Here is a 22101-nt window from a genome sequence, read left to right as displayed (position 1 = left end):
CTGTTTAAGCTGCTTCCTTCTTGAGGCCCTTGACCGCCTTCAACACCTCGTCGACATGGCCCGCGACCTTGATGCCGCGCCATTCGCCCACCAGGATGCCGTTCGGCGCAATCAGGAAGGTCGAGCGCTCGATGCCCTTGACCTTCTTGCCGTACATGATCTTGTTTTTGACCACGCCGAACATGTGACAGAGCTTTTCTTCCGTATCGGCGATCAGCTCGAAGGGCAGCTCCAGCGCCTGCTTGAACTTGTCATGGGAGACCATGTTGTCGCGCGAGACACCGAACACGACGGCACCGGCTTTTACGAAGTCCTTGTGGCGGTCGCGGAACTGCATCGCCTCGGTGGTACAACCGGGCGTGTTGTCCTTCGGATAGAAGTACAAGATCACCGACTTGCCAAGGAAGGCGGTGCCAGTGAACTTCACGCCACCGGTGGCTTGAGCCTCAATTTCCGGCAGAGGTTTGTTGAGCGCAGGCGTCATTGGAGGGTGCGGCAAGTTGGGCTCACGGGGTCCCCGGGTCGTGTGCGCTGTTGGTGCAGCAATTCACGCGGGCGCCCGCAGGCAATAGCCGGTGATTATAAAGCCTCGCCCCGGTTTCCGGGCCGGAGAGCTTATCCCTCGATGAGCAAGGCCGCCAACACGTTGCGGCCTTCGCTGGCCAGCACGTTGTAGGTGCGGCAGGCGGCAGCCAGGTCCATGACCTCGAAGCCGATGCGCGTCTCGACCAAGCCGCGCCACAGCGTCGGGCTCGGAAAGCGCAGCCGGGCGCCGCTGCCGAAGACCACCAGCTCCGGGTTGAGCGTCTTGATTGCTTCGAAATGCGCGGGAGTCAGTTCCTCGAAGCGCGAAGGCGGCCAGGCCACGACATCGCCCTGCCAAGGCACCAGGACACTGGCGGTGTGGGGCTGGCCATTGACCCAGACGCCATGGGCGTCATGGCGGGAAATGCTATTGCCGCCTTGCGGCTCGTCGAGCTGGAACTTCATCGGGGAGGTGGCAGGAAGACGGGCGCGAGTGTCGCGCAGATCGACAGGGCGCGTGTCCGGCCCTTGCTTAAACTCCAAGGCTCCCCGTTTTGCCCTTTTGCCCTTTTGCACTGCAGCTTGCTGCGCCGGAGCCCCTTTTGAAGCCCATCGTCAAGTCCAGCAAGCTCGCCAGCGTCAGCTATGACATCCGCGGCCCCGTGCTGGACAAGGCGCGCCAGATGGAGGAGGAGGGGCACAAGATCATCAAGCTCAATATCGGCAACATCGCCGCGTTCGGCCTAGAGCCGCCCGACGAGATCGTGCAGGACATGATCCGCAACCTGCCGAGCCAGGTGGCTGCCGGCTACACCGACAGCAAGGGACTGTTCGCGCCGCGCAAGGCGGTGGTGCACTACACGCAGGAGAAGAAGATCGCTGGCGTCGGTATCGACGACGTGTATCTTGGCAACGGTGCGTCCGAGCTCATCGCCATGAGCCTGAACGCGCTACTCAACAACGGCGACGAGGTGCTGATCCCCGCGCCCGACTACCCGCTCTGGACAGCCGTCACCGGCCTGTCGGGCGGTACGCCGGTGCACTACATGTGCGACGAGCAGGCCGGCTGGGCGCCCGACATTGCCGACATCCGCGCCAAGGTTACGTCGAACACGCGGGCCATTGTGGTGATCAACCCGAACAACCCCACCGGTACGCTGTACCCGAAGGACGTGCTGCTGGAGATCATCGAGGTGGCGCGCCAGCACCAACTGGGGGTGCTGGCCGACGAGTTCTAAGACAAGACGCTCTACGACGGCGCGACCCATACCAGCATGGCCAGCCTGGCCGACGACGTGCTGTTCGTGACCTTCAACGGCCTGTCCAAGAATTACCGCGCCTGCGGCTACCGCGCCGGCTGGATGGTCGTCAGCGGCGAGAAGCGCCACGCCCGCGACTACATCGAGGGCCTGAACATGCTGGCCTCGCTGCGCCTGTGCTCCAACACGCCGGGTCAATTGGCGATCCAGACCGCCCTGGGCGGCTACCAGAGCATCAATGACCTGGTGGCGCCCGCCGGCCGGCTGGCGCGCCAGCGCGACCTGGCCTACGAGTTGCTGACGCAGATTCCTGGCGTCAGCGTCGTCAAGCCCAAGGCGGCGCTCTACATGTTCCCGCGCCTGGACCCGAAGATCTATCCGATTGCCGACGACCAGCAATTCGCCTACGAACTGCTGGCCGAGGAGAAGGTGCTGATCGTGCAAGGTACCGGCTTCAACTGGCCCGAGCACGATCACTTCCGCCTCGTCTTCCTACCCAATGTCGACGACCTGCGCGAGGCCGTCGGCCGCATCGACCGTTTCCTGGCGGGCTACCGCCGCCGTCACTCTTCCTGAAGTCCCCGAGAGCCCTGCAATGAAAGCCATCCAAGTCGGCCTGATCGGCCTCGGCACCGTCGGTGCCGGCACCTTCCACGTCTTGCAGCGCAATCAGGCCGAGATCCGTGGCCGCGCCGGCCGCGGCATCGAGATCGCGATGGTCGCCGCCCGCAATGCCGAGCGGGCCAAGGCCTACCAGACGCAAGTCGGCGACGGCGTGCCCTGCATCGGTGACCCGCAACAGCTCGTCAACAACCCCGACATTGACATCGTCGTCGAGCTGATCGGCGGCATCGAGCCCGCGCGCGCACTGGTGCTGCAGGCGATTGCCAACGGCAAGCATGTCGTCACCGCCAACAAGGCGCTGCTGGCCCTGCACGGCACGGAGATCTTCGAGGCGGCGCGGGAGAAGGGCGTCGTCGTCGCCTTCGAGGGCGCGGTGGCCGGCGGCATTCCCATCATCAAGGCGCTGCGCGAGGGCCTCACGGCCAACCGCATCGAATGGATCGCCGGCATCATCAACGGCACGACCAATTTCATCCTGTCGGAGATGCGCGGCAAGGGCCTGGACTTCGCCACCGTGCTGAAGGAAGCCCAGCGCCTGGGCTATGCCGAGAGCGACCCGACCTTCGACATCGAAGGCGTGGACGCCGCCCACAAGTTGACCATCATGAGCGCCATCGCCTTCGGCGTGCCGGTGCAGTTCGACAAGGCCCATGTCGAGGGCATCAGCGCCCTGCAGGCCACCGACATCAAGTACGCCGAGCAGTTGGGCTACCGCATCAAGCTGCTGGGCATCACTCGGCGGCGTGACAACGGCATCGAGCTGCGCGTGCACCCGACGCTGATCCCGTCGACCCGGCTGATCGCCAATGTCGAGGGCGCGATGAACGCCGTCGTCGTGCAGGCCGATGCCGTCGGCACGACGCTGTATTACGGCAAGGGTGCCGGCGCCGAGCCGACCGCCTCGGCCGTGGTCGCCGATCTGGTGGATGTCACGCGCCTGGCCACCGCCGACCCCGACCACCGTGTGCCCCACCTGGCCTTCCAGCCCGACGCGATGAGCGACACGCCCATCCTGCCGATGGCCGACGTGCAGACCGCCTTCTACCTGCGCCTGGTTGTCGCCGACCAGGCCGGCGTGCTGTCGCGCATCACGACCATCCTGGCCGAGCACGACATCTCCATAGACGCCGTGCTGCAGCGCGAGTCGGGGGAAGGCGAGCGCCAGACCGACCTCATCATCCTGACGCACGACACCGTGGAGGGCCGCATGAACGAGGCGCTGGCCAAAATGCAGGGCCTGCCGACCGTGCTCGCCCCGATCGTCAAGCTCCGCAAGGAAGAACTGGCCTGACATGAAGTACATCAGCACCCGCGGCGACCAGACTGAGCGCGGTTTCTCCGACATCCTGCTCGAAGGCCTGGCCCCCGATGGCGGCCTCTACCTGCCCAAGACCTACCCGCAAGTCGACGCGGCGACGCTGGCGCGCTGGCGCGGCCTGGCCTATGCCGATCTCGCGTTCGAGATCCTGTCCCTCTACATCGATGACATCCCCGCCGACGACCTGCACGCGATCACGCGCAGGGTCTACACGGCGGAAATCTTCGGCAAGGGATTGATCGACCCCCAGGTCCGCCGTGACGGGGCGTCCTGCCCCCCCGGGGGGCTCTCAAAGGCTTGGGACGGCCCGGCGCCTTTGAGCGCGATCACGCCGCTGACCTGGCTCGGCGAGGGCATCGCGCTGCAAGGCCTGTCCAACGGCCCGACGCTGGCCTTCAAGGACATGGCGATGCAGTTGCTTGGCGCACTGTTCGAGTACGAACTCGGCCGCCGCGGCGAGACGCTCAACATCCTGGGCGCCACCTCGGGCGACACCGGCAGCGCGGCGGAGTACGCGATGCGGGGCCGGCAAGGCGTGCGCGTCTTCATGCTCAGCCCGCAAGGCCGCATGAGCCCCTTTCAGCAGGCGCAGATGTTCAGCCTGCAGGACGACAACATTCACAACATCGCCGTCGACGGCGTGTTCGACGACTGCCAGGACATCGTCAAGGCCGTCTCCAACGACCTCGCCTTCAAGCGAGAGCACCGCATCGGCACCGTCAACTCGATCAACTGGGCGCGGCTGCTCGCCCAGGTCGTCTACTACTTCGCGGGCTACTTCCAGGCGACGAAGACGAGCGCCGACAAGGTCAGTTTCACCGTGCCGTCGGGCAACTTCGGCAATGTCTGCGCCGGCCATGTCGCGCGCCAGATGGGCCTGCCCATCGCCAAGCTGGTTGTCGCGACCAACGAGAACGACGTGCTCGACGAGTTCTTCCGTACCGGCGCCTACCGGCCGCGCGGCACGGCCGATACGCACGAGACGTCCAGCCCGTCGATGGACATTTCCAAGGCCAGCAACTTTGAGCGCTTCGTCTTCGACCTGCTCGGCCGCGACGGTGCGCGCGTGACGCAGCACTTCGGCGGCAAGCACTTCCAGCTCGACGCCAGCGAGCATGCCGACATTGGCGCCTTCGGTTTTGTCTCCGGTCGCAGCACGCATGCCGACCGCATCGCCACGATCCGCCGCTGCCATGCCGAGCACGGCGTCGTCATTGACCCGCACACGGCCGATGGCCTCAAGGTGGCGCTCGAAAAACGCGAACCCGGCGTGACCATGCTGGTGCTGGAGACGGCGCTGCCCGCCAAGTTCGCCGCCACCATTCACGAGGCGCTGGGCATCGAGCCACCGCGGCCTGCGGGTCTCGAAGGCATCGAGCAACTGCCCAAGCGCGTGACGCTGATGCCGGCCGAGGTCGACCCAGTCAAGGCCTACATTCACGCCCATGTCTGAAACCAACAGGCCGCCGCTGATCCCCCTGGATGAAGCGCTAGCCCGGCTGCTCGCGCAGGTCCGGCCGCTGGCCGGGCGCGAGACGCTGGCGACCAGCGCTGCGCTGGGCCGCGTGCTCGCCGCCGACCTGATTTCGCCGGTGGACGTGCCACCGGCCGACAACTCGGCGATGGATGGCTATGCGCTGCGCATCGCCGATGCCGGCCGCCCCTTGCCCGTCACGCAGCGTATTCCGGCCGGCAGCGTGCCTGTCCCGCTGCGGCCCGGCGAGGCAGCGCGCATCTTCACCGGCGCGCAGGTGCCGGCTGGCGCCGACACCGTCGTCATGCAGGAGTTCACCGAACTCGTGGGCGACAAGGTCAGCGTGACGCAGCCCATCACCGCCGGCGCGAACGTGCGCCTGCGCGGCGAGGACGTGAGGGCCGGTGCCGTCGTGCTGCCGGCCGGCACGCGGCTGGATGCCGTCAGCGTCGGCCTGGCCGCCACGGCGGGTGCGGCCGAACTGATCGTCAGCCGCCGCCCGCGCGTGGCGCTGTTCTCCACCGGCGACGAACTCGTCATGCCTGGCGAACCGCTGCCGCCCGGCGCCATCTACAACTCCAACCGCTTTACGCTGCGCGCCCTGCTGGAAGGCCTGGGCTGCGAGGTCATCGACCTCGGCATCGTGCCCGACCGGCTCGACGCCACCCGCGCGGCGCTGCGCGAGGCGGCTTCGGGGGCCGACATCATCCTGACCTCGGGCGGCGTGTCCGTCGGCGAGGAAGACCATCTGCGCCCCGCCGTCCAGGCCGAAGGCCAGCTCGACCTCTGGGCCATTGCCATCAAGCCGGGCAAGCCGTTCGCCTATGGCTGCGTCAACCAGGCCCATTTCATCGGCCTGCCCGGCAACCCGGTATCCAGCCTGGTGACTTTCCTCGTCCTCGTGCGACCCTTCCTGCTGAAGCTGCAGGGCGCCGCCCGCGTCGCGCCGCGCGGCTACCGCCTGGCCGCCGGCTTCGACTGGCCCAGGCCCGACAAGCGCCGCGAGTTCCTGCGCGTGCGCCTGGACGAGGACAGCGGCCTGGCCATGTTCACCAACCAGAGCAGCGGCGTGCTGACCTCGGCTTTCTGGGCCGATGGCCTGCTGGACAACCCGCCCGGGCAGGCCTTCAAGGCCGGCGACGCGGTGCGCTTCATCCCCTTCGCGGAGCTGCTGTCGTGAGCGCCGCGCCGGGCCGCCCCAAGCAAGCTCGCTCCCGCTTGGCGGGAGTGAGCCCGGACTTGGGATGCCCTGAGGGCGTCCCATGCCTGGCGAACGCCTGGCCGATCCGTCGGCCAGGCAAGGCCGCAGGTCGAAGGGTGCACCAATGACCATCACCGTGAAGCTGCGCTTCTTCGCTTCGCTGCGCGAGAAACTGGGCGAAGGCGAGCCGCTCGCGCTGCCCGATGGCAGCACGGTGGCATCGGCACGCGAAGCGCTGTTGGCGCGCGGCGGCAGTCATGGCGAGGCACTGGCCCGCAGCCGTGCGGTGCGTGCCGCACTGAACCAGAAGATGTGCGCCGAGTCCGCCTTGCTGGCCGATGGCGATGAGCTGGCCTTCTTCCCGCCCGTCACCGGCGGCTGATCCTCACAGCCAGCCCAGCAGCCGCATCGCCAGCAGCAACTGGCAGGCCACGCCGATCAGAAAGCACACGGTGCGTGGCACGATGGGCAGGCCCGCCGTGCTGGCGCCGATGTGCCCGACGCGGGCCCAGAAGTAGGTCTGGCAGACGCCGATGGTGAACGCATCACCCTGGCCGCTCAGGGCAACGGCCAGCGCCAGTGGCGCAAACACGATGAGGTTCTCCACGGCATTGGCATGCGCCCGCGCCGAGCGGTTCGCCCAGTCGGCGCGATGCGGCGGGTCGGCCGCCGGAAACCAGGCCCAGCCGGGCATGCCCAGCTCCCTGAAGCGGTTGATCACATACGGCACCCAGGCCAGACCCGTCAGCACGGTCGTGAGGGTCAGCCAGAACAGGTGGGCCTCAGTAGACTGCGTCATGCGCTCTCCTTTTCAACGAGCGTCACCATAGGTCGCATGCGAACGAACGGCAGGGATGGGATGGAAGCGTCGATGGTCTGGGATGGAAGTGGCCTGGCGCCCATGCCGCTGCGCATGCTCATGCAGCGTGGCGTGGGGGTGGCCAGCGTGGCGGGGCCACGGCTGAATGCGCGCTTCGCAGGGCGCGCCGGGGCCGCCCTCAAGTTGTTGAGCGTGGAGCGCGGCAGCACCGAGCTGAGCACGCCGCGCGGTGTGCAGCGCCTGGCGGCAGGCGACCTCGCGCTGCTCGACCCCGCATGTCCCGCTGCGTTGCGCAGCGATGGCGAGTTCGAGCATCTGGTCGCCGTGGTGCCGCGCTTTGCGGCCACAGCGCCTGCCGTGCCACTGGGACAGGCGTGGCAGGCCGGCGGGCCGGACGAGCCCCTGCTCGGCTTGCTGCGGGGCTGGCGGCTGGCGTCGGCGGGCATGTCGTCGGCTTCGCAACATGCCGCCGGCGCTGCGCTGGCGCAGTTGTTGCACGACCGCATGGCGGCTCCACCGGTCGCGCCCGGCGACTGGATCGGGCGCCGGGCGCGCGCCCTCGTCGGGCTGGAGCTGGTGACCATCACGCCCGACACGCTCGCACGGCAACTCCGACTGAGCCGCCGGCGCCTGGACCAACTGCTCGGCGGCCAGGGCCTGACCGCCAGCCGGCTGATCTGGGCCTGCCGCATGGAACGGGCTGCGAGCCTGCTGCGCCTGGACGCCCGGGACTCGATCACCACCATCGCGCATCGCTGCGGGTTCAAGGACAGCTCCCACTTCTCGCGCCTGTTCCGGCAGGCGCATGGCCAGGCGCCCAGTGCTTGGCGGGCGCAGCAGGTCGCGTGATGCAGGGCCTGCACCTGACCGCTGACCTGAACGGCTGCGAACCCTCTGCGCCCTGGATGACCCAAGCCGAAGCGCTCGCCGGGCGTTGCCGAGCTGCGGTCGCCGATGCCGGCCTGACGGGCGTCGCCGAACTCTTTCACCGCTTCGGCGCCGCGGACGAGCAAAACGGCATCACCGGCGTCGTGCTGCTGGCCGAATCGCACCTGGCCATCCACACCTGGCCCGAACTGGGCGGCGTGACGCTGGATGTCTACGTCTGCAACTACGGCGCGGACAACAGCGCCAAGGCCGAGGCGTTGATGGCCGCGTTGATCGCTGACTTTGCGCCGGCCTCGGTGAGCCGTCAGCGCCTGAGCCGCGCCGCAGCTTCGGCCTAGACTTTGCCGCTGATGAACAAGAACGACCAAGGAGCACAAACATGCACGGCATAGCCGACTATCTGGGTCTCGAACGTTGGCCGCCGCAGCCGGACCTGCTGTTCTGGCTCGCCCTGACGATGGTGGCCGGGGCCCTGCTGGGTGGCGCGGTGTTCCGCGTGCTGGGCCTGCCGCGCATCGTCGGCTACAGCGCCGCCGGCATGGTGGTGGCCGCACTGGGTCGTGGCCTCGGCGACGGCCAGTTGCGCGGCACCGACCGGCTGATCGTCGACCTCGCCATGGCCTTGCTGCTGTTCGAGCTGGGCAGCCGCGTCAGCCTGCGCTGGTTGCGCGTCAACCCGGCATTGCTTTTGACCAGTGCGGCCGAGTCTCTGCTGACCTTCGGCGCGGCCTTTGCGGCACTGCGTTGGTATGGCCTGGAGGCCCAACTGGCGATGGCCGGTGCGGTCTTGTTCGGTGCGTCGGCCGGCGCGGTCATCGCCCGGGTGACGACCGAGCTCAAGACCGCCGGCCAGGTGACCGAGCGGGCCATCGTGCTGAGTGCGTTGAACACGCTCTACGCCGTGCTGCTGCTCAAGCTGGTGATCGGCTGGCTGCATGTGGACCAGCGCAGTGACTGGGTCGCGGGTGTGGCCCAGCCGGGCTACACCTTCTTCGGCTCGGTGCTGGTCGCGGGGCTGCTGGCGTCTGCGGTCGGCTGGGTGCTGAGGCGTTTCAATCTCAAGGAGGAGAACGCCGTGCTGCTGTTGCTGGGCCTGGTGTTGCTGGCGCTGACGGCCGCGCGGCTGCTCGCCCTGTCCACCCTGCTGGTGCCGCTGTTGGCTGGCGTGATGCTGCGCAACGCGAGTGATCGACCCTGCATCTGGCCACGCCACTTCGGCACGGCCGGTGGCGTGCTGGTGCTGGTGTTGTTCGTGATCGTCGGTGCCGCCTGGTCCGTCGAGGCGTTGACGGTGGGCATCGTCGGCGCTCTGCTGCTGCTGGGCGTGCGCGTGCTGACGAAAAGCCTGGTGCTGGTGGGCCTGGCGCGGGTCAGTGGCATCGAGACACGCCAGGGCCTGGCGCTGGCCATGAGCCTGGCGCCGGTCTCTGCCACCTCGCTGGTTCTGCTGGCCGATTTGCAGGCCACCCACCCGGCGATCGCCGCGCCGCTGGTGCCGGTGATGCTGGCGATGCTGGCCGTGATGGCATTGCTGGGACCGGTGCTGGTGCAGGGCGGCCTGCGGCTGGCCGGTGAGTACCACCCCGTGAACGGGCCAGCCTCTCAACCCAAGCGGGCTTCGGAGCACACCGTATGACGATCAGCCGTGGACCCTCGCTGGAACGGTTCGCCGATTCGCGCTCGCTGACGCTGGGCGTCGAGCTGGAGCTGCAGATCGTCAACCGTCACGATTACGACCTCACGCCGGCCTCCAAGGACCTGCTGCGCCTGATGGGCAAGTACAAGTTGCCCGGCAACGTCACGCCGGAGATCACCGAAAGCATGATCGAGCTGTGCACCGGTGTCTGCGACAACCACAAGCAGGTGCTGTCCCAGCTGACCGAGACGCGCGATGCGCTGGTGGCCTGCGCGGCGCAGCTGAACGTCGGCCTGTGCGGCGGCGGCACGCATGCCTTCCAGGACTGGAGCCAGCGGCGCATTTTCGACACGCCGCGTTTCCACGAGGTGGCGACGCTGTACGGCTACCTGTCCAAGCAGTTCACCATCTTCGGCCAGCATGTGCACATCGGCTGCACCGGGCCGGACCAGGCGCTGGTACTGCTGCACGGGTTGTCGCGCTTCATTCCGCACCTGATCGCTCTGTCGGCGTCCTCGCCCTTCGTGCAGGGCACGGACACCGGCTTTCATTCAGCGCGGGTCAATGCGGTATTCGCCTTCCCGCTTTCGGGCCGCGCGCCCTTCGTCAACCGTTGGGATGATTTCCTCATCTACTTCGACAAGATGACGCGTACCGGGGTGGTCAAGAGCATGAAGGACTTCTACTGGGACATCCGGCCCAAGCCCGAGTACGGCACGATCGAAGTGCGGGTGCTCGATACCCCATTGACGATCGAGAAGGCCGCGGCGCTGGCCGGCTACATCCAGTGCCTGGCACGCTGGCTGCGCATCGAGAAGCCGTTCGAGCCGCACGAGGATGACTACCTGCCCTACACCTTCAACCGGTTCCAGGCCTGCCGCTTCGGGCTTGATGGCACGTTCGTTGACCCGTCGACCGGCGAGCACCGTTGCCTGCGCGACGACATCGAGGCCAGCTTCCAGACGCTGGAGATCCACGCGATGGAACTCGGTGCCGAGGATGCGCTGAGCTATTTGCGCAAGGAACTTGCCGGCGTTGGCAACGACGCGAGCTGGCTGCGTGGCGTGCACGGGCGCGAGCAACTGCTGCCCGAAGTCGTGCGCCGGCAGTGCCGGCGCTGGGCGGGCGACAGCCCATGAGTGAAGCGGGGCTTGCGCCGCTGAAGATCGGCATGTCGGCGCGGCTGATGCACAAGCCGCCGCTGGAGCTCGGGTTTCGCAACAAGACGCTGCAATACCTTGAGCAGGCGGCGGCGCACTGGATCATGGGCCACGGCGCGATGGTGTTGATGTTGCCGACGCTGGGCTTTGATGCCGAGGTCGAGCGGCGCCGCGTCTCGGTGCGGCATTACGTCGACGTACTCGACGGCCTGGTCATGCAGGGCGGTGCCGATGTCAGCCCGACCAGTTACGGCCAGCAGCCGCTGCAGCCCGAGTGGGGCGGCGACATCGTGCGCGACCGCTACGAGATGGAGCTGCTCGAAGGCTTTCTGGCGCAGGGCAAGCCGGTGCTCGGCATCTGCCGGGGTTGCCAGTTGCTCAACGTGGCCTTTGGCGGCACGCTCTACCAGGACATCGCCACCCAGCGGGAGGGCGCCAACAACCATGTCGACGCGGAGCTCTACGACCAGCACAGCCACATGGTCGTGTTCGAGCCGGGCTCCAAGCTGGCCGAGCTGTACGCGGAGCGCGAGGGCGGCTGCGTGACCAGCATCCACCACCAGGCCGTCGACCGGCTCGGCGCCGATCTGCGGGTCGAGGCGCGCTCCGCCGAGGACGGCATCGTCGAGGCCATCCGCGCCAGCGGCTCCGGTTTCGTGGCCGGTGTGCAGTGGCATCCGGAGTTCCACTCGGTCAACCCGGGGCTGCTCAGCGGTGAACCGCTGCTCGACGGCTTTCTCGCCGCCGCGCGCGCCGCGCAGGTGCGGCGCAGCGGCTGAGCGCCCAGGCCTGTCCCTCTCAGGGCCGCATGATCGCCAGCGCTGCATCGACCCCCGCGGTGTAGGCCTCCTCAAACACCGAATAACCCGCGAGGTCCGCATGCGCAAACGCAATGCGGCCCGCGCCATGCCGCAATGCCGTCAACGCCGTCTGGCCGCGCACCCCAGGCACCGGAATGCTCATCGCATGCCCGAACCGACACAGCTCCATGCGCTCGAGCTTGCCGGCCAGATCGGGGTGGGTGGTCGAAAGCTCGCGCACGACGACCTGTGCCCAGTGCTGCCAGTGCTGAGCGAGCAGCTCGCCCCGCCGTGATCGCGGCAGCGCGAGGTAGGCCGTGAGCCGCGGCGACTGGGGTGTTGGGTCGAGCGTCTGGTGGCGGTCGTTGATATAGCCCAGGCCATCCTGCCCGTAGCTGACGTTGTCCCAGGCCAGCGGCGCGCCCGGGCGGTCCAGCAGCGGCGCACGCAGCGCCATGTTGGCGGTCAGCCAGGGGGCGTACTGCATCGCCGCGGCAGCGGCACGCAGGGCCGGGTGTTCGATCAGCCGTGCGGCGATGAACAGGGGCAGGGCGAAGACGACCCGGCGGGCCTGCCAGCGCTCGGGGGTGCCGCGGGCTTCGTCCCAGACCAGCAGCTCGATGCCCCGACGCGACTCGGTGGCGCGCAGCACGACACGGCCGCTGGCGATGCGGTCGCGCAGCGGCGCGGCGAGCCTGTCACTGAGCCAGCCGTTGCCTTCGGGCCAGGTCAGCACCGGCTCACGCTCGGCCGTCTCGTCGCCCGGCGCATGAAAGCCATGCCGGCTCGCGAAATAGTGCAGGCCGGCCCAGGCCGAGACCTCGGCGGCAGGCGCGCCGTAGTCATCCCGGCAGCAATAGTCGAGGTACCAGCGCAAGCGCGGTGCGGTGAGCTGCCGAGCATCCAGCCAGGTGGCGAAGGTCTGCGCGTCGAGCGCGGCGTGGCCCACGCCCCAGCGGGCGCGGTGGCTGGGCATCGCAAAGCCGAGATCCCGCTGCGCCTCAGCCACCAGCTCGGCAAAGCGCCGGTACTGGGCCAGGGTGCTGGCGGAGTCGCTCGGCGGCAGCAGGCTGTCGCGCCACTCGCCGTCGATGAACAGCCGTTCCTGCGGGCTGTGGCACAGGTGCCGCTCGTCCCACACGGCGCGGCCCAGTTGCTGACGCACGAGGCCGAGCTCCTCGAGCAGTTGGTAGACCTCGCCCGCCTGTGGCCCGGGCAGGGGCAGGTAGTGGGCGCCGAGCGGGCAGGGGGAGCCGGCGAGCACATGGCTGCGGCTGTTGCCGCCGGGCTGGTCTTCGAGTTCGAGCAGCGCGATATCGTAGACGCCGCGCCGGGTCAGCTCGCGCGCACAGGCCAGGCCTGCGATGCCGGCGCCGACGATGACGACGTTGGCTTTGCGTAGCGGGCCGCCCGCCACCGGCAACGGGCTGCGCAGCCGGTGGCCGCGCTCGGGGTGGGTGCCCACCCAGCCGCCCTGCAGGGCCGGCGCCTCCTTGGAGCAAGCGCTGGCCAGCAGGCTGATCAGCAGCGCGCGTCGGGCGGGGGAAGTTGGGCTCAAGGCGGTCGGTTGGCGCAAGGCGCGCAGGTTAGCAGCAGGCCTTGCCGCCCACCCTTCTAGGCGCGGTGGGCCGGGTCGAGGTCGATGTTGGCGTCTGGACCGGTGGCCGAGCGCCATTCGCGCAGTTCGGCGGCCAGCACCGGGTGCCTGTCGGCGTCGGCGCGGCGGATCAGCTCTTCGACGTTGTCGTCGGTCACATGCTCGTGGCCGACGCCGCTGACCAGGTTCTGGTAGACGCTGTCGATGTCGGAAGCATCGGTTTCGGCGGGTGTCGTCGGCACCTCGGCCTGGTCCAGGTCGGAGGAAGTCTTGGTCTGCATGGGCGGCTCCAGCACCGGCACCATCGGCCGGCGATGCCAGCCGCCAGCAAGCGGCATTCCCGCGCTCAATGCGCCTGACCCCATTCCTCTTCGAAGGTCTGCACCAGGATCTGATTGCTGAGCCGATTGACCTCGGCCGGCACGCGCGCCATGTCGGGCGGAAAGTCCAGCAGCGGCGGCAGGCTCGTCGGCGTGATGAAGCGCATCCCCGGCGGGAAGGCGGTCGGCAGCCGGAACGGCCGGCGCGAGGCGATGACAAAGCCCCATTCGCCAAAGCTCGGCACATGGGCGTGGTAGGGCGTGGTCCGCAGGCCGGTGGACTCGATGGTGGTCACGACGGTCCAGAAGCTGCGCCTGGCGATCAGCGGCGAGGTGGTCTGCACGACCGCGTAACCGCCCGCGCTCAGGTGCTGGTCGATCAGCTCATAGAAGCTGGCCGTGTAGAGCTTGCCGAGCGAGAAGTTGGACGGGTCGGGGAAGTCGATGACGATGACGTCGAAGGTCTCGGTCTGCTGCTCCAGCCAGCCAAAGGCGTCGGTGTTGACGATGCGCAGCTTCGGGCTGGCGAGGGCGCGGTCGTTGAGGGCGGCAAGCTTGGCGTTGTCGCGGAACAGCGTGGTCATCAGCGGGTCCAGCTCCACCAGCGTCACCTGCTCGACGCTGGCATGGCGCAGCACCTCGCGCACGGCCATGCCGTCACCGCCGCCCAGCACCAGCACGCGCCTGGGCGCCCCGTGCGCCGCCATCGCGGGCTGCACGAGGGCCTCGTGATAACGGTACTCGTCCCTGGAGTGGAACTGCAGGTTGCCGTTCAGGAACAGGCGCGTGCCGGCGCGGCTTTCGGTGACGACGATGCGCTGGTAGTCGCTGCTTTGCTTGAAGACGATGTCCTCGCCATAGAAGCGGTCCTCGGCCCAGGTGGTCAGCTGCTCGGCGCCCAGCAGGGCCGCCAGCAGCAGCACGCCCGACAAGACCGCCGCCGCCACGTGGGCGCGCAGGGCGCGCAGCTCGGCGCGAAACAGCCACAGCGCCCACACCGCGACCACCACGTTCAACAGGCCGAAGGCGATGCCGGTGCGCACCAGGCCCAGGTGCGGCACCAGCACGAGCGGGAAGGCCAGGGCCACGAGCAGGGCGCCGAGGTAGTCGAAGGTCAGCACCTGCGAGACCAGGTCCTTCAGGCCATAGCGCGCGCTGAAGTGGCGCTTCAGGATGCGCATGACCAGCGGGATCTCCAGGCCCACCAGCGTGCCCACCAGCAGCACCAGCGCGTAGAGCAGCACCCGAAAGGACGTGCCTGTGCCGGGCGGCAGCAGGCTGTGCACGATGAACAGTCCGGCTGGCATCAGTCCACCGACGACGCCCACGAGCAGCTCCACCTGCAGGAAGACGCCGATGAGCTGGCGCTCGACGAAGCGGGACAGCCAGGAGCCCAGCCCCATCGCGAACAGGTAGACGCCAATGATGGTGGAGAACTGCAGCACCGAATCGCCGAGCAGATAGCTCGCCAACGCCCCGGCCGCCAGCTCGTAGACCAGGCCGCAGGCGGCGATGACGAAGACGCTGGCGAGCAGCAGCAGCTCGGCCAGCGAGGCGCGGCTGGGCGGGTCGGCGTGAACGGCTGGCGGCGTCAAGGCTTGGACGGGGCGCGCAGCACCGAGAAGGCCAGGCGCCTGCCATCGGCGCTGGCAGCGATGTTGCGAATGGCGCCGCCCAGCTCCGGCAGGTCGGCGAAAGGCTGGAAGCCGCCGGCCGGCTTGCCATCCCAGCGCAGCAGCTGATGGCCGCGGGCCATCAGCATGGAGCCGTCGGGGAGCCGGACGAAGTACTGGCTGCGGTTGGCGGCCGGCTCACCCTCGGGCAGCGGCGGTGTCTCGACCAGCAACTGCGGATTGGCGTCGTCGATGCCCTGCGTGGCGATGACCCAGCGCTTGGGGTCGGTCTGGTCGACGAAGATGGCACGCTTGCCATCGGGCATGCGGCCCAGCGCGCGGCCGGGCTTGGCGGTCAGCAGCGTCTGCTGGCCGGTGGTGCGCGAGATGAGCACGGCCCGGTGGTCGTTGCGCTGCGGCACGTCGTCGACGAGGAAGGCGGCGATGAGGTCGGGGCCGACCCAGGCGTGATAGCCGATGCGCTTGGTCGGCACGACCGGTGCAACCGGCTTGCCGTCCCAGCCGAACAGCCACAGCGAGGGCTCGTTCATCTCGATGCCATAGGCGGGGTCTGCGGTGAGAACGCGGATGGCCGAGAAGCCGCTGCCGTCGGCCAGCGGCGTGGGCGAATAGAGGTTCTCGGTCGTCGCCGTGACGGCCGTCGTCGTGCCCTTGGCGAGGTCGTGGCGGTAGATGTTGTTGGAACCGGTGCGGCCCGAGGTGTAAACCACGGCCGAGCCGTCATGCGTGAAGGCCGGCTGGAAGTTGTTGCCCTTGCCCGGCGTGATGTTGCGGGCGTCGCTGACCTTGCCGGCGGACACGTCGAGCCGGGCGACGAAGACGGCGACATCGGGTGGCGCGTCGGCGGCAGAGGCGGTGCCGGCGATGGCGAGGAGCAGGGCCGCAGCGAGGCGGCGGACGGAGAGGGTCATGGCTGGCCTGTGCAGTCTTTCAGCGGACCGCGAGTCTAGAAGCTCACCGGCTGAGGCAGCGCCTTGCTCCAATAGAAGATGTCCCAGCCGGCACGCAGGCCGCCGGTCGTGAAGGGGTCGGTGGCGATCAGCGCCTCGACGGCGGCCTTGGTTGGCGCGCGCACGACCCACAGCGCGCCCACCGGCGTCGCCTCGGGTAACTCGCGCAGCGAACCCGCGACCCTGATCGCATCGCCCTGGGCGGCCACCCATTCGAGATGGGCCTGCAGCAGCTCGCGGCGCAGCTCACCGGCGCCGGGCTTGTCGTGGAAGCGGATGGCGAACAGCGTCCAGTCCTCGTGGGCATTGGTGGTCAGCGCGGCGAAGTCGTTCATGTCAGTTATCCATTCCGCATTCGCGGCACCCGCGACGCATGAAACCGTATTCGGGCCGAGCGCCGGGCCGCTCCCAAGCCGGCCCGTCTGGCGATGTGCGAGCGGGGCACGCCCCGCGAGCATCGCCGTCCCCTCGGGGGCTGAGGCCGGACACATTGCGCCCAGTGGGCGCGATGCGCCTGCCGAAGAGCTGCGGCACTGCCGCAGCGCGGTCTGCAAGACCGACCAGACTCGCTCGCGTTCAGCGACGCGAGGTTGGGCGAGGGGCAGTTTCATCTCAGGGCGTGCCCATCGCCTCGCGCCAGCGCATCGCATCGTGAATGCGGTGGCGGGTGCTGGGGTGGTGGAAAAAGATGAATTCTTCCACCGGGCCCGGGTCGGCCTTGCGGTATTCCACCAGCCGCAGCTGCGCCTCGGCAAAGCCATGCGGTTCGCGCGACAGGTTCAGGCCGAAGCGGTCGGCCTCGATCTCCTGCAGCCGGGTGATGCTGTGGTTGATCGGGGTGGCGAGCGTGAAGAAAACCGACAGCACGGCGACCAGCATCGGCAGGCCGGCCACGTCGTCGATGCGGCTCACGCCGGTGGCACCGGCAAAGCGTGCGAGCAGGCGCTTCATGGCCCAGGCCACGACGGCGAAGCCGACAAAGATCAGTGGCGTCAGCAGCGCGATGTTCTTGGCCATGTGGTTCATCACATAGTGCCCGAGCTCATGGCTCATGACGGCGCGGATCTCCGGCTCGGAGGTGCGGCGCAGCAGGTTGTCGTTGAGTCGCACGGCCGCCGTGCCGAACAGGCCCGACACATTGGCGCTGATGCGCGTCGTCTGCCGTGAAGCATCAAAGGTATAGACGTTGTCCACGGGCACGCCGTTGGCATGGGCCATCTGCAGCACGGCCGTCTTGACCGGGCCGTCCTCGACCGGCTTGTAGGTGTTGAACAGGGGCTGGATGAGGACGGGCGAGAGGGCGACCAGCACGATGAGCGCGGCGATGCTGCCGCCTGTGCCCCAGATCCACCAGCGTTCGCCGGCGCGGCGGATCACGGCATAGAGCCCGGCGACGACGATGCCCATCATCAGCATGTCGATGGCATGGGAGAGCGCCGCGTCGCCCAGCCAGGCGAGGAAGGTCTGCGTCGACATGCCATAGGCCTGCTCACGCCACCAGCCGCTGTAGATGGCCAGCGGCAGGGTCAGCACGGCCGAGGCCAGCACGTAGGCGGCGCCGAACATCATGTCGCGCCGCATGGGCCCCCGGCCGACGCGCTGGGCCCAGTCACGCAGGCGTGCCGCCCGCCGGCCGCGCATGAGGATGGCCGCGACGGCGAGGCCGAACAGCAGCTCCCAAAGAATCAGCCAGTAGCCGCCGGTGTAGTAGGCGTCGGACTTGGCCTGCACCTCGGCAGGCAAGCGGTCGAGATAGGCCTGAGTGGCCAGCTTGGCGTCACGGGGCAGGGCGGCGCGCCAGGCATCGTCGACCGGGCGGATCGTGAAGCCCGAGGCTTTCGCAATCGCGTCGGCCTTGGCGGACTGGTTGGTGGGTGCCGATGCGGGTGGGGCGGGTTGGGCGGGTTGCGCCTGGGCCGGCAAGGCAAGGGGCAAAGCGAGGGCGGCAATCGCGGCAATCGCCGCGGCGCGGGCCAGCAGAAGTTTCATGTTGTGCGCGGTGGGTCTGAGAAGCGCGCGATTGTGCTCAGCCGGCGGCTGCGGTCACCTGGATGGCGACGAGCTGCAGATCCGGCCGCTTCAGCCGGCGATTTCAGCCATGGATGGCGGCTGCAACGATGTTGCCGATGGAGATGCACATCGCCCCCACCACGATGGCGAGGGCGACGTTCTTGTGCTCGACGATCTCCTCCCACAGCTTGAAGGGCGTGAGCTTGTCGACGATGACGAAGCAGGCCCAGAAGATGGCCACGCCGATGACGGCATACATCGTCGTGCCGAGGATGATTTCGGGCTTGAGCCAATCTAAGGTCATGTCGTTCTCCTATTTGTGGCTGCCGCCACTGCTGCTGTAGCCACCGTAGCTGCCACCACTGGGGATGTAGGCGCCAGCGCCGCGCGCGTTGGCGCGGCACTGGCGGTATTCGTTACTGTTCTCGCCAAAGCTGTTCTTGTACTGCTGGCAGTCGTCGCTGGAGCAGGCCCGCAGCATGGAGAACAGCAGCACGATGAGGAATAGGCCAACGACGATATTGCGCAGCAGGTTGCCGCCGCTACTCTTGAAGGCCGAGGCGTCACGCGTGAACTGAGCCGCCGACGCGGACAGGCCGAAGGCACTTTGCACGGTGGCCGCGGCCAGGGTCTGGCCGCCGCTCCAGGCGACTTCGGGCCCCTGCTTCTCGCGGCTGAGCAGGTACTGGCCGTCCGGGCTGGCGTAGTCGGTCACTTCGACGCGGTCGTCCAGGCGCACCGGCCAATAGAACTCGCCCAGCACATGGGTGGTCTTGGCCTCGTAGGTCCAGCGCTTGGCATAGGCCCGGCCCTGCCAGGTCGCGCCGTCGCGCGAGGGCGTGGGCGCCCCGGTGAGTGTGCTGACCAGACTCCAGCCTTCGTTGGTGTCGACGAGGAAGGCGAATCCGGCCAGGCGGTTGAACAGCAGGTATTCGCGCCAGAAGCTCTGGTCTTCCTCGGCGTCTTCAGGAAGGTCACAGCGCTCCAGGTAGCCGACGACAGTCCAGCTCTGCGGCTCTTCTCCCGCCAGCGCCAGTGTGCCGGTGCGGCCCAACGGGATCACCGGCGGCGTGTCAGGGCTTTGCACCGTGAAACCCAGCGCCTTGGCATCGCCTTCCGGTAGGTCGACCAGTGCCTCGCACTGGCCGCAGACCATGCTCCTGGTTTGCGAGAGCCTGGGTTCCAGCGGCGAGCCGCAGTTGGGGCAGCCGATGGCCCGGCCCTTGAACTTGGCCTCGGCGATGGACTCGCCTTCTGCGGTGGCGCGCAGTCCTTGCAGCGCAAGGTCGGCCAGCTGCACGGCGCGGCCCAGGGACCAGACGAAGGACAGGTCCTGGCGGTATTCCAGCGAACCGACTTCGTCACGCTCATTGCGCAATTCGACGATGCCGCCGTCCTGCGGCACGCGGGGCAGTTCGCCCTCGGCGGCGCGCACGGTCGCCTCGATGACGGCGGCCACCTGCCAGCGCTGCCCCGCCAGCGTCAGCGGTTGGCCGACATCGGGTTGGGGCGGGGGCGCTTCGTCGAGCGGGGCTTCCAGGCTGAGGACGAAGCGGCCGTTGTCCTCGCTGAGCCAGGCCACGCGCGGTGTGTCAGGCCCGGCGTCGAACAGCAGATGCCATTCGTTCCAGGTGCCCAGCTCGGCGGCGCGCTGCACGCGGCCGACCACTGCGAAGCCGCTGCCCATCCAGCGGCCCGTCGCGCCGAGCTGCAGCGGTGAATAGTCCTCGAAGATTTCGGCGCTCTGGCCGATGCGGCTCAGCGTGTCGCCATCGCGCAGCAGGGTGCTGCGGCAAAAGCTGCAGACCGCGCTGGCAGAGGCCGCGCTGGCGAACTCGACGGGTGCGCCGCAGTTGGGGCAGGCCGCACGCCAGCGGCGTTGCGCGGCCGGCGCCTGGTCAGCCAAGTTTCTTCAGGAGGTCCGCTTTTTTGGCGGCGAATTCCTCGTCGGTCAGGATGCCCTTGGCCTTGAGGTCGCCGAGCTTTTCAAGCAGCGAGACGATGTCCTCGGGCTTGCTGGCCGCCGGCGCGGGTGCGGCTGTACCGACGCCGGCCAGGCCCTGGCTCAAGGTCTGGGCCAGCGTCTGGCCCAAAGCGACACCCGCGCCCAGGCCGATGGCCTCGCCAGCGATGCCGCTGCCGCCACCGCCGCCGCCCTTGGCCATCTCTGGCAACGCCTGCGCGGCCTGGTACTGCATGAACTGGCCCATGTTCTGGCCAATGATGCCCATGCCGATGCGCTGGTCGAGGATCTTCTGCAGCTCCTCGGGCAGGGACACGTTCTGCATCGTCACCGACAGCAGTTCCAGGCCGAGCGCCGCGAAGGACGGTGCGGTGGCCTCCTTCAACGCGGCGGCGAACTCGATCTGGTTGGCCGCCAGGTCGAGGAAGGGTGTGCCGCTGCCGGCCACCGCATCGCTGATGTGCTGCAGCATCAGGCCGCGCAGCTGGCCTTCCAGCTCCTGCGTCGTGTAGCGCTCGCGGGTGCCGGAGATCTGGCTGTGGAAGCTCTTCGGGTCCTGGATGCGGTAGGCGTAGTTGCCAAAAGCCCGCAGGCGCACGGCGCCGAAGTCCTTGTCGCGGATGGAAATGGGTTGACTCGTGCCCCAGCGCTGGTCGATCTGCTGGCGGGTGCTGAAGTAGTAGACATCGCTCTTGAAGGGCGACTCGAACAGCTTGTCCCAGTTCTTCAGATAGGTCAGCACCGGCAGCGTCTGTGTCGTCAGCTTGTGCGTGCCGGGCCCGAAGACGTCGGCGACCTGGCCTTCGTTGACGAAGACCGCGACCTGCGATTCGCGCACCACCAGTTGCGCGCCGTTCTGGATTTCCATGCCCGACATCGGGAAGCGCCAGGCCAGCGTGCCGTCGCCATCCTCCGTCCACTGGATGACGTCTATGAACTGCTTCTTGATGAAATCCATCAGGGCCATATTGGTTCCTGGCTACGTGAGATGAGTGAGGGGCGAGTATCCGGCGACGCGCCGTGCGTTCCACGCTCAAACATGTGAATCTCACCGCGCACCAGGGTGAGAATGCCGGCCATGCCCAGAGTTTGCATCCAGTCGGAAGACTTTGATCTCGGCCTTGAAGCGGCCGCCCTGCGAATTGCGGATGGCGGGGTCGGCGCGGTTGTCGCGTTTGTCGGTACGGTCCGCGAGCACAGCAGCAGCGCGGCCGTCTCAGCCATGGAGCTGGAGCACTACCCCGGCATGACCGAGGCGGCCATCGAGGCCATGGTCGACCAGGCGCTGGCCCGCTTCGACATCCGCGCGGCCAAGGTCATCCATCGCGTGGGACCCCTGCAGGCGCGCGACCAGATCGTGTTGGTGCTGGTGACCAGCGCCCACCGCGGCCAGGCTTTCCAGGCCTGCGAGTTCCTGATGGATTACCTGAAGACGCAGGCGCCGTTCTGGAAGAAGGAGCACACGCCCAACGGCGCGCACTGGGTGGACGCGCGGGTGGCGGATGACGAGGCGCTGGCGCGCTGGGGCATCGCGACGGGGAACGCCTCTTGAATGCGGCCGCCGTTGCCGTGGGTGCCGCATTGGGTGCGCTCACGCGCTGGCAGGCCGGTGTGCTGTTCAACGGCCGCTGGATGAGCTTTCCGTTCGGCACGCTGCTTGTCAACGTGGTGGGCGGCCTGTTGATCGGCATGGCGCTGGAGTGGTTGGGTCGGCAGCCCAACGAGATCTTCAAGCTGCTGCTGGTGACCGGCTTCCTCGGCGGGCTGACGACGTTTTCAGCTTTCTCGGGCGAGTCGCTGGCCCTGCTGCGCCAGGGTGACTTCGGGATGGCCGTAGCGCACACGGCCGCCCATGTGCTGGGATCGATTTTTGCCGCGTGGTTGGGGATGAGGCTTGTCCAAAGCTTGATCTGACGCAACTT

The 22101-nt window shown here is 68.1% G+C and carries 23 protein-coding genes and 1 pseudogene; 12 read left to right on the top strand and 12 right to left on the bottom strand.

Features of this window, described 5'->3' with window-relative positions:
- Positions 1–4: 4 nt before the first annotated feature.
- Both ACT6S0_RS05530 and ACT6S0_RS05525 read right to left on the bottom strand, forming a co-directional pair.
- The gene (locus ACT6S0_RS05530) at positions 5–484 is read right to left on the bottom strand and encodes a peroxiredoxin (RefSeq protein ID WP_444762893.1); all 480 of its coding nucleotides are present in this window, start codon (positions 482–484) and stop codon (positions 5–7) included.
- A gap of 131 nt (positions 485–615) precedes the next feature.
- Positions 616–990 (bottom strand): Mth938-like domain-containing protein, encoded by a 375-nt coding sequence (locus ACT6S0_RS05525; protein WP_444762892.1) that lies wholly within the window; start codon positions 988–990, stop codon positions 616–618.
- A 137-nt stretch (positions 991–1127) separates the two neighbouring features.
- Here ACT6S0_RS05525 and ACT6S0_RS05520 point away from each other — a divergent pair.
- From ACT6S0_RS05520 to moaD, 5 genes and pseudogenes are all read left to right on the top strand, one after another.
- Positions 1128–2360 (top strand): annotated as a pseudogene (locus ACT6S0_RS05520) (pyridoxal phosphate-dependent aminotransferase).
- Between the two features lie 19 nt (positions 2361–2379).
- On the top strand, positions 2380–3699 hold the full coding sequence (locus tag ACT6S0_RS05515; RefSeq protein ID WP_444762891.1) for a homoserine dehydrogenase: 1320 nt from the start codon (positions 2380–2382) through the stop codon (positions 3697–3699).
- Position 3700: 1 nt separating this feature from the next.
- Entirely contained in the window at positions 3701–5179 is a 1479-nt protein-coding gene (gene thrC / locus ACT6S0_RS05510) for a threonine synthase (protein ID WP_444762890.1), read from the top strand.
- A complete protein-coding gene (locus ACT6S0_RS05505; protein ID WP_444762889.1) occupies positions 5172–6380 on the top strand; it encodes a molybdopterin molybdotransferase MoeA in 1209 nt (402 codons plus the stop codon). The genes thrC and ACT6S0_RS05505 overlap by 8 nt, the downstream gene beginning before the upstream one ends.
- Before the next feature lie 145 nt (positions 6381–6525).
- Positions 6526–6783: a molybdopterin converting factor subunit 1 gene (gene moaD / locus ACT6S0_RS05500; RefSeq protein ID WP_444762888.1), complete on the top strand. Its 258-nt coding sequence runs from the start codon at positions 6526–6528 to the stop codon at positions 6781–6783.
- A 3-nt stretch (positions 6784–6786) separates the two neighbouring features.
- On the opposite strand, the gene ACT6S0_RS05495 is transcribed toward moaD, so the two are convergent.
- Positions 6787–7200: an MAPEG family protein gene (locus ACT6S0_RS05495; protein WP_444762887.1), complete on the bottom strand. Its 414-nt coding sequence runs from the start codon at positions 7198–7200 to the stop codon at positions 6787–6789.
- A gap of 72 nt (positions 7201–7272) precedes the next feature.
- Here ACT6S0_RS05495 and ACT6S0_RS05490 point away from each other — a divergent pair, with 72 nt between their 5' ends.
- From ACT6S0_RS05490 to ACT6S0_RS05470, 5 genes are read left to right on the top strand one after another with little or no spacing between them, the layout of a single operon-like run.
- Positions 7273–8070, top strand: coding sequence for a helix-turn-helix transcriptional regulator (locus tag ACT6S0_RS05490; protein ID WP_444762886.1), 798 nt, complete (start codon positions 7273–7275; stop codon positions 8068–8070).
- On the top strand, positions 8070–8447 hold the full coding sequence (gene speD, locus ACT6S0_RS05485) for an adenosylmethionine decarboxylase (protein ID WP_444762885.1): 378 nt from the start codon (positions 8070–8072) through the stop codon (positions 8445–8447). Before ACT6S0_RS05490 ends, speD begins: the two co-directional genes overlap by 1 nt.
- 41 nt (positions 8448–8488) lie before the next feature.
- Positions 8489–9745 (top strand): cation:proton antiporter, encoded by a 1257-nt coding sequence (locus ACT6S0_RS05480; RefSeq protein WP_444762884.1) that lies wholly within the window; start codon positions 8489–8491, stop codon positions 9743–9745.
- Positions 9742–10884, top strand: a complete 1143-nt coding sequence (locus ACT6S0_RS05475; protein ID WP_444762883.1) for a YbdK family carboxylate-amine ligase — start codon at positions 9742–9744, stop codon at positions 10882–10884. Before ACT6S0_RS05480 ends, ACT6S0_RS05475 begins: the two co-directional genes overlap by 4 nt.
- Complete coding sequence (locus ACT6S0_RS05470; protein WP_444762882.1) at positions 10881–11684, top strand: gamma-glutamyl-gamma-aminobutyrate hydrolase family protein; 804 nt, start codon at positions 10881–10883, stop codon at positions 11682–11684. Before ACT6S0_RS05475 ends, ACT6S0_RS05470 begins: the two co-directional genes overlap by 4 nt.
- A 19-nt stretch (positions 11685–11703) precedes the next feature.
- Here ACT6S0_RS05470 and ACT6S0_RS05465 read toward each other — a convergent pair whose 3' ends face one another.
- The 9 genes from ACT6S0_RS05465 to ACT6S0_RS05425 form a co-directional block, all read right to left on the bottom strand.
- A complete protein-coding gene (locus tag ACT6S0_RS05465) occupies positions 11704–13263 on the bottom strand; it encodes a flavin monoamine oxidase family protein (RefSeq protein WP_444762881.1) in 1560 nt (519 codons plus the stop codon).
- A 56-nt stretch (positions 13264–13319) separates the two neighbouring features.
- Positions 13320–13640, bottom strand: coding sequence for a hypothetical protein (locus ACT6S0_RS05460; protein ID WP_444762880.1), 321 nt, complete (start codon positions 13638–13640; stop codon positions 13320–13322).
- A gap of 8 nt (positions 13641–13648) precedes the next feature.
- Positions 13649–15217 carry a polyamine aminopropyltransferase gene (locus ACT6S0_RS05455; RefSeq protein ID WP_444762879.1) on the bottom strand — a complete coding sequence of 523 codons (1569 nt, stop codon included), beginning with the start codon at positions 15215–15217 and terminating at the stop codon, positions 13649–13651.
- Positions 15214–16167 carry a TolB family protein gene (locus ACT6S0_RS05450; RefSeq protein WP_444762878.1) on the bottom strand — a complete coding sequence of 318 codons (954 nt, stop codon included), beginning with the start codon at positions 16165–16167 and terminating at the stop codon, positions 15214–15216. The genes ACT6S0_RS05455 and ACT6S0_RS05450 overlap by 4 nt, the downstream gene beginning before the upstream one ends.
- A 35-nt stretch (positions 16168–16202) precedes the next feature.
- Positions 16203–16541 carry a YciI family protein gene (locus ACT6S0_RS05445; protein ID WP_444762877.1) on the bottom strand — a complete coding sequence of 113 codons (339 nt, stop codon included), beginning with the start codon at positions 16539–16541 and terminating at the stop codon, positions 16203–16205.
- Between the two features lie 277 nt (positions 16542–16818).
- Complete coding sequence (locus ACT6S0_RS05440) at positions 16819–18195, bottom strand: M48 family metallopeptidase (protein WP_444762876.1); 1377 nt, start codon at positions 18193–18195, stop codon at positions 16819–16821.
- A 103-nt stretch (positions 18196–18298) separates the two neighbouring features.
- Positions 18299–18520: a DUF350 domain-containing protein gene (locus ACT6S0_RS05435; protein WP_444762875.1), complete on the bottom strand. Its 222-nt coding sequence runs from the start codon at positions 18518–18520 to the stop codon at positions 18299–18301.
- 9 nt (positions 18521–18529) lie between these two features.
- A complete protein-coding gene (locus ACT6S0_RS05430; protein WP_444762874.1) occupies positions 18530–20122 on the bottom strand; it encodes a DUF4178 domain-containing protein in 1593 nt (530 codons plus the stop codon).
- Positions 20115–21146, bottom strand: coding sequence for an SPFH domain-containing protein (locus ACT6S0_RS05425; protein WP_444762873.1), 1032 nt, complete (start codon positions 21144–21146; stop codon positions 20115–20117). Before ACT6S0_RS05425 ends, ACT6S0_RS05430 begins: the two co-directional genes overlap by 8 nt.
- A 102-nt stretch (positions 21147–21248) precedes the next feature.
- On the opposite strand from ACT6S0_RS05425, the gene ACT6S0_RS05420 reads away from it, so the two are divergent.
- Both ACT6S0_RS05420 and crcB read left to right on the top strand, forming a co-directional pair.
- A complete protein-coding gene (locus ACT6S0_RS05420) occupies positions 21249–21731 on the top strand; it encodes a molybdenum cofactor biosynthesis protein MoaE (RefSeq protein WP_444762872.1) in 483 nt (160 codons plus the stop codon).
- Positions 21728–22093, top strand: coding sequence for a fluoride efflux transporter CrcB (crcB, locus tag ACT6S0_RS05415; protein WP_444762871.1), 366 nt, complete (start codon positions 21728–21730; stop codon positions 22091–22093). The genes ACT6S0_RS05420 and crcB overlap by 4 nt, the downstream gene beginning before the upstream one ends.
- Positions 22094–22101: the final 8 nt, after the last annotated feature.

This window comes from Roseateles sp. (assembly GCF_052436255.1).
Classification (GTDB): domain Bacteria; phylum Pseudomonadota; class Gammaproteobacteria; order Burkholderiales; family Burkholderiaceae_C; genus Pelomonas.
This window is presented reverse-complemented; position numbering and strand designations above follow the sequence as displayed.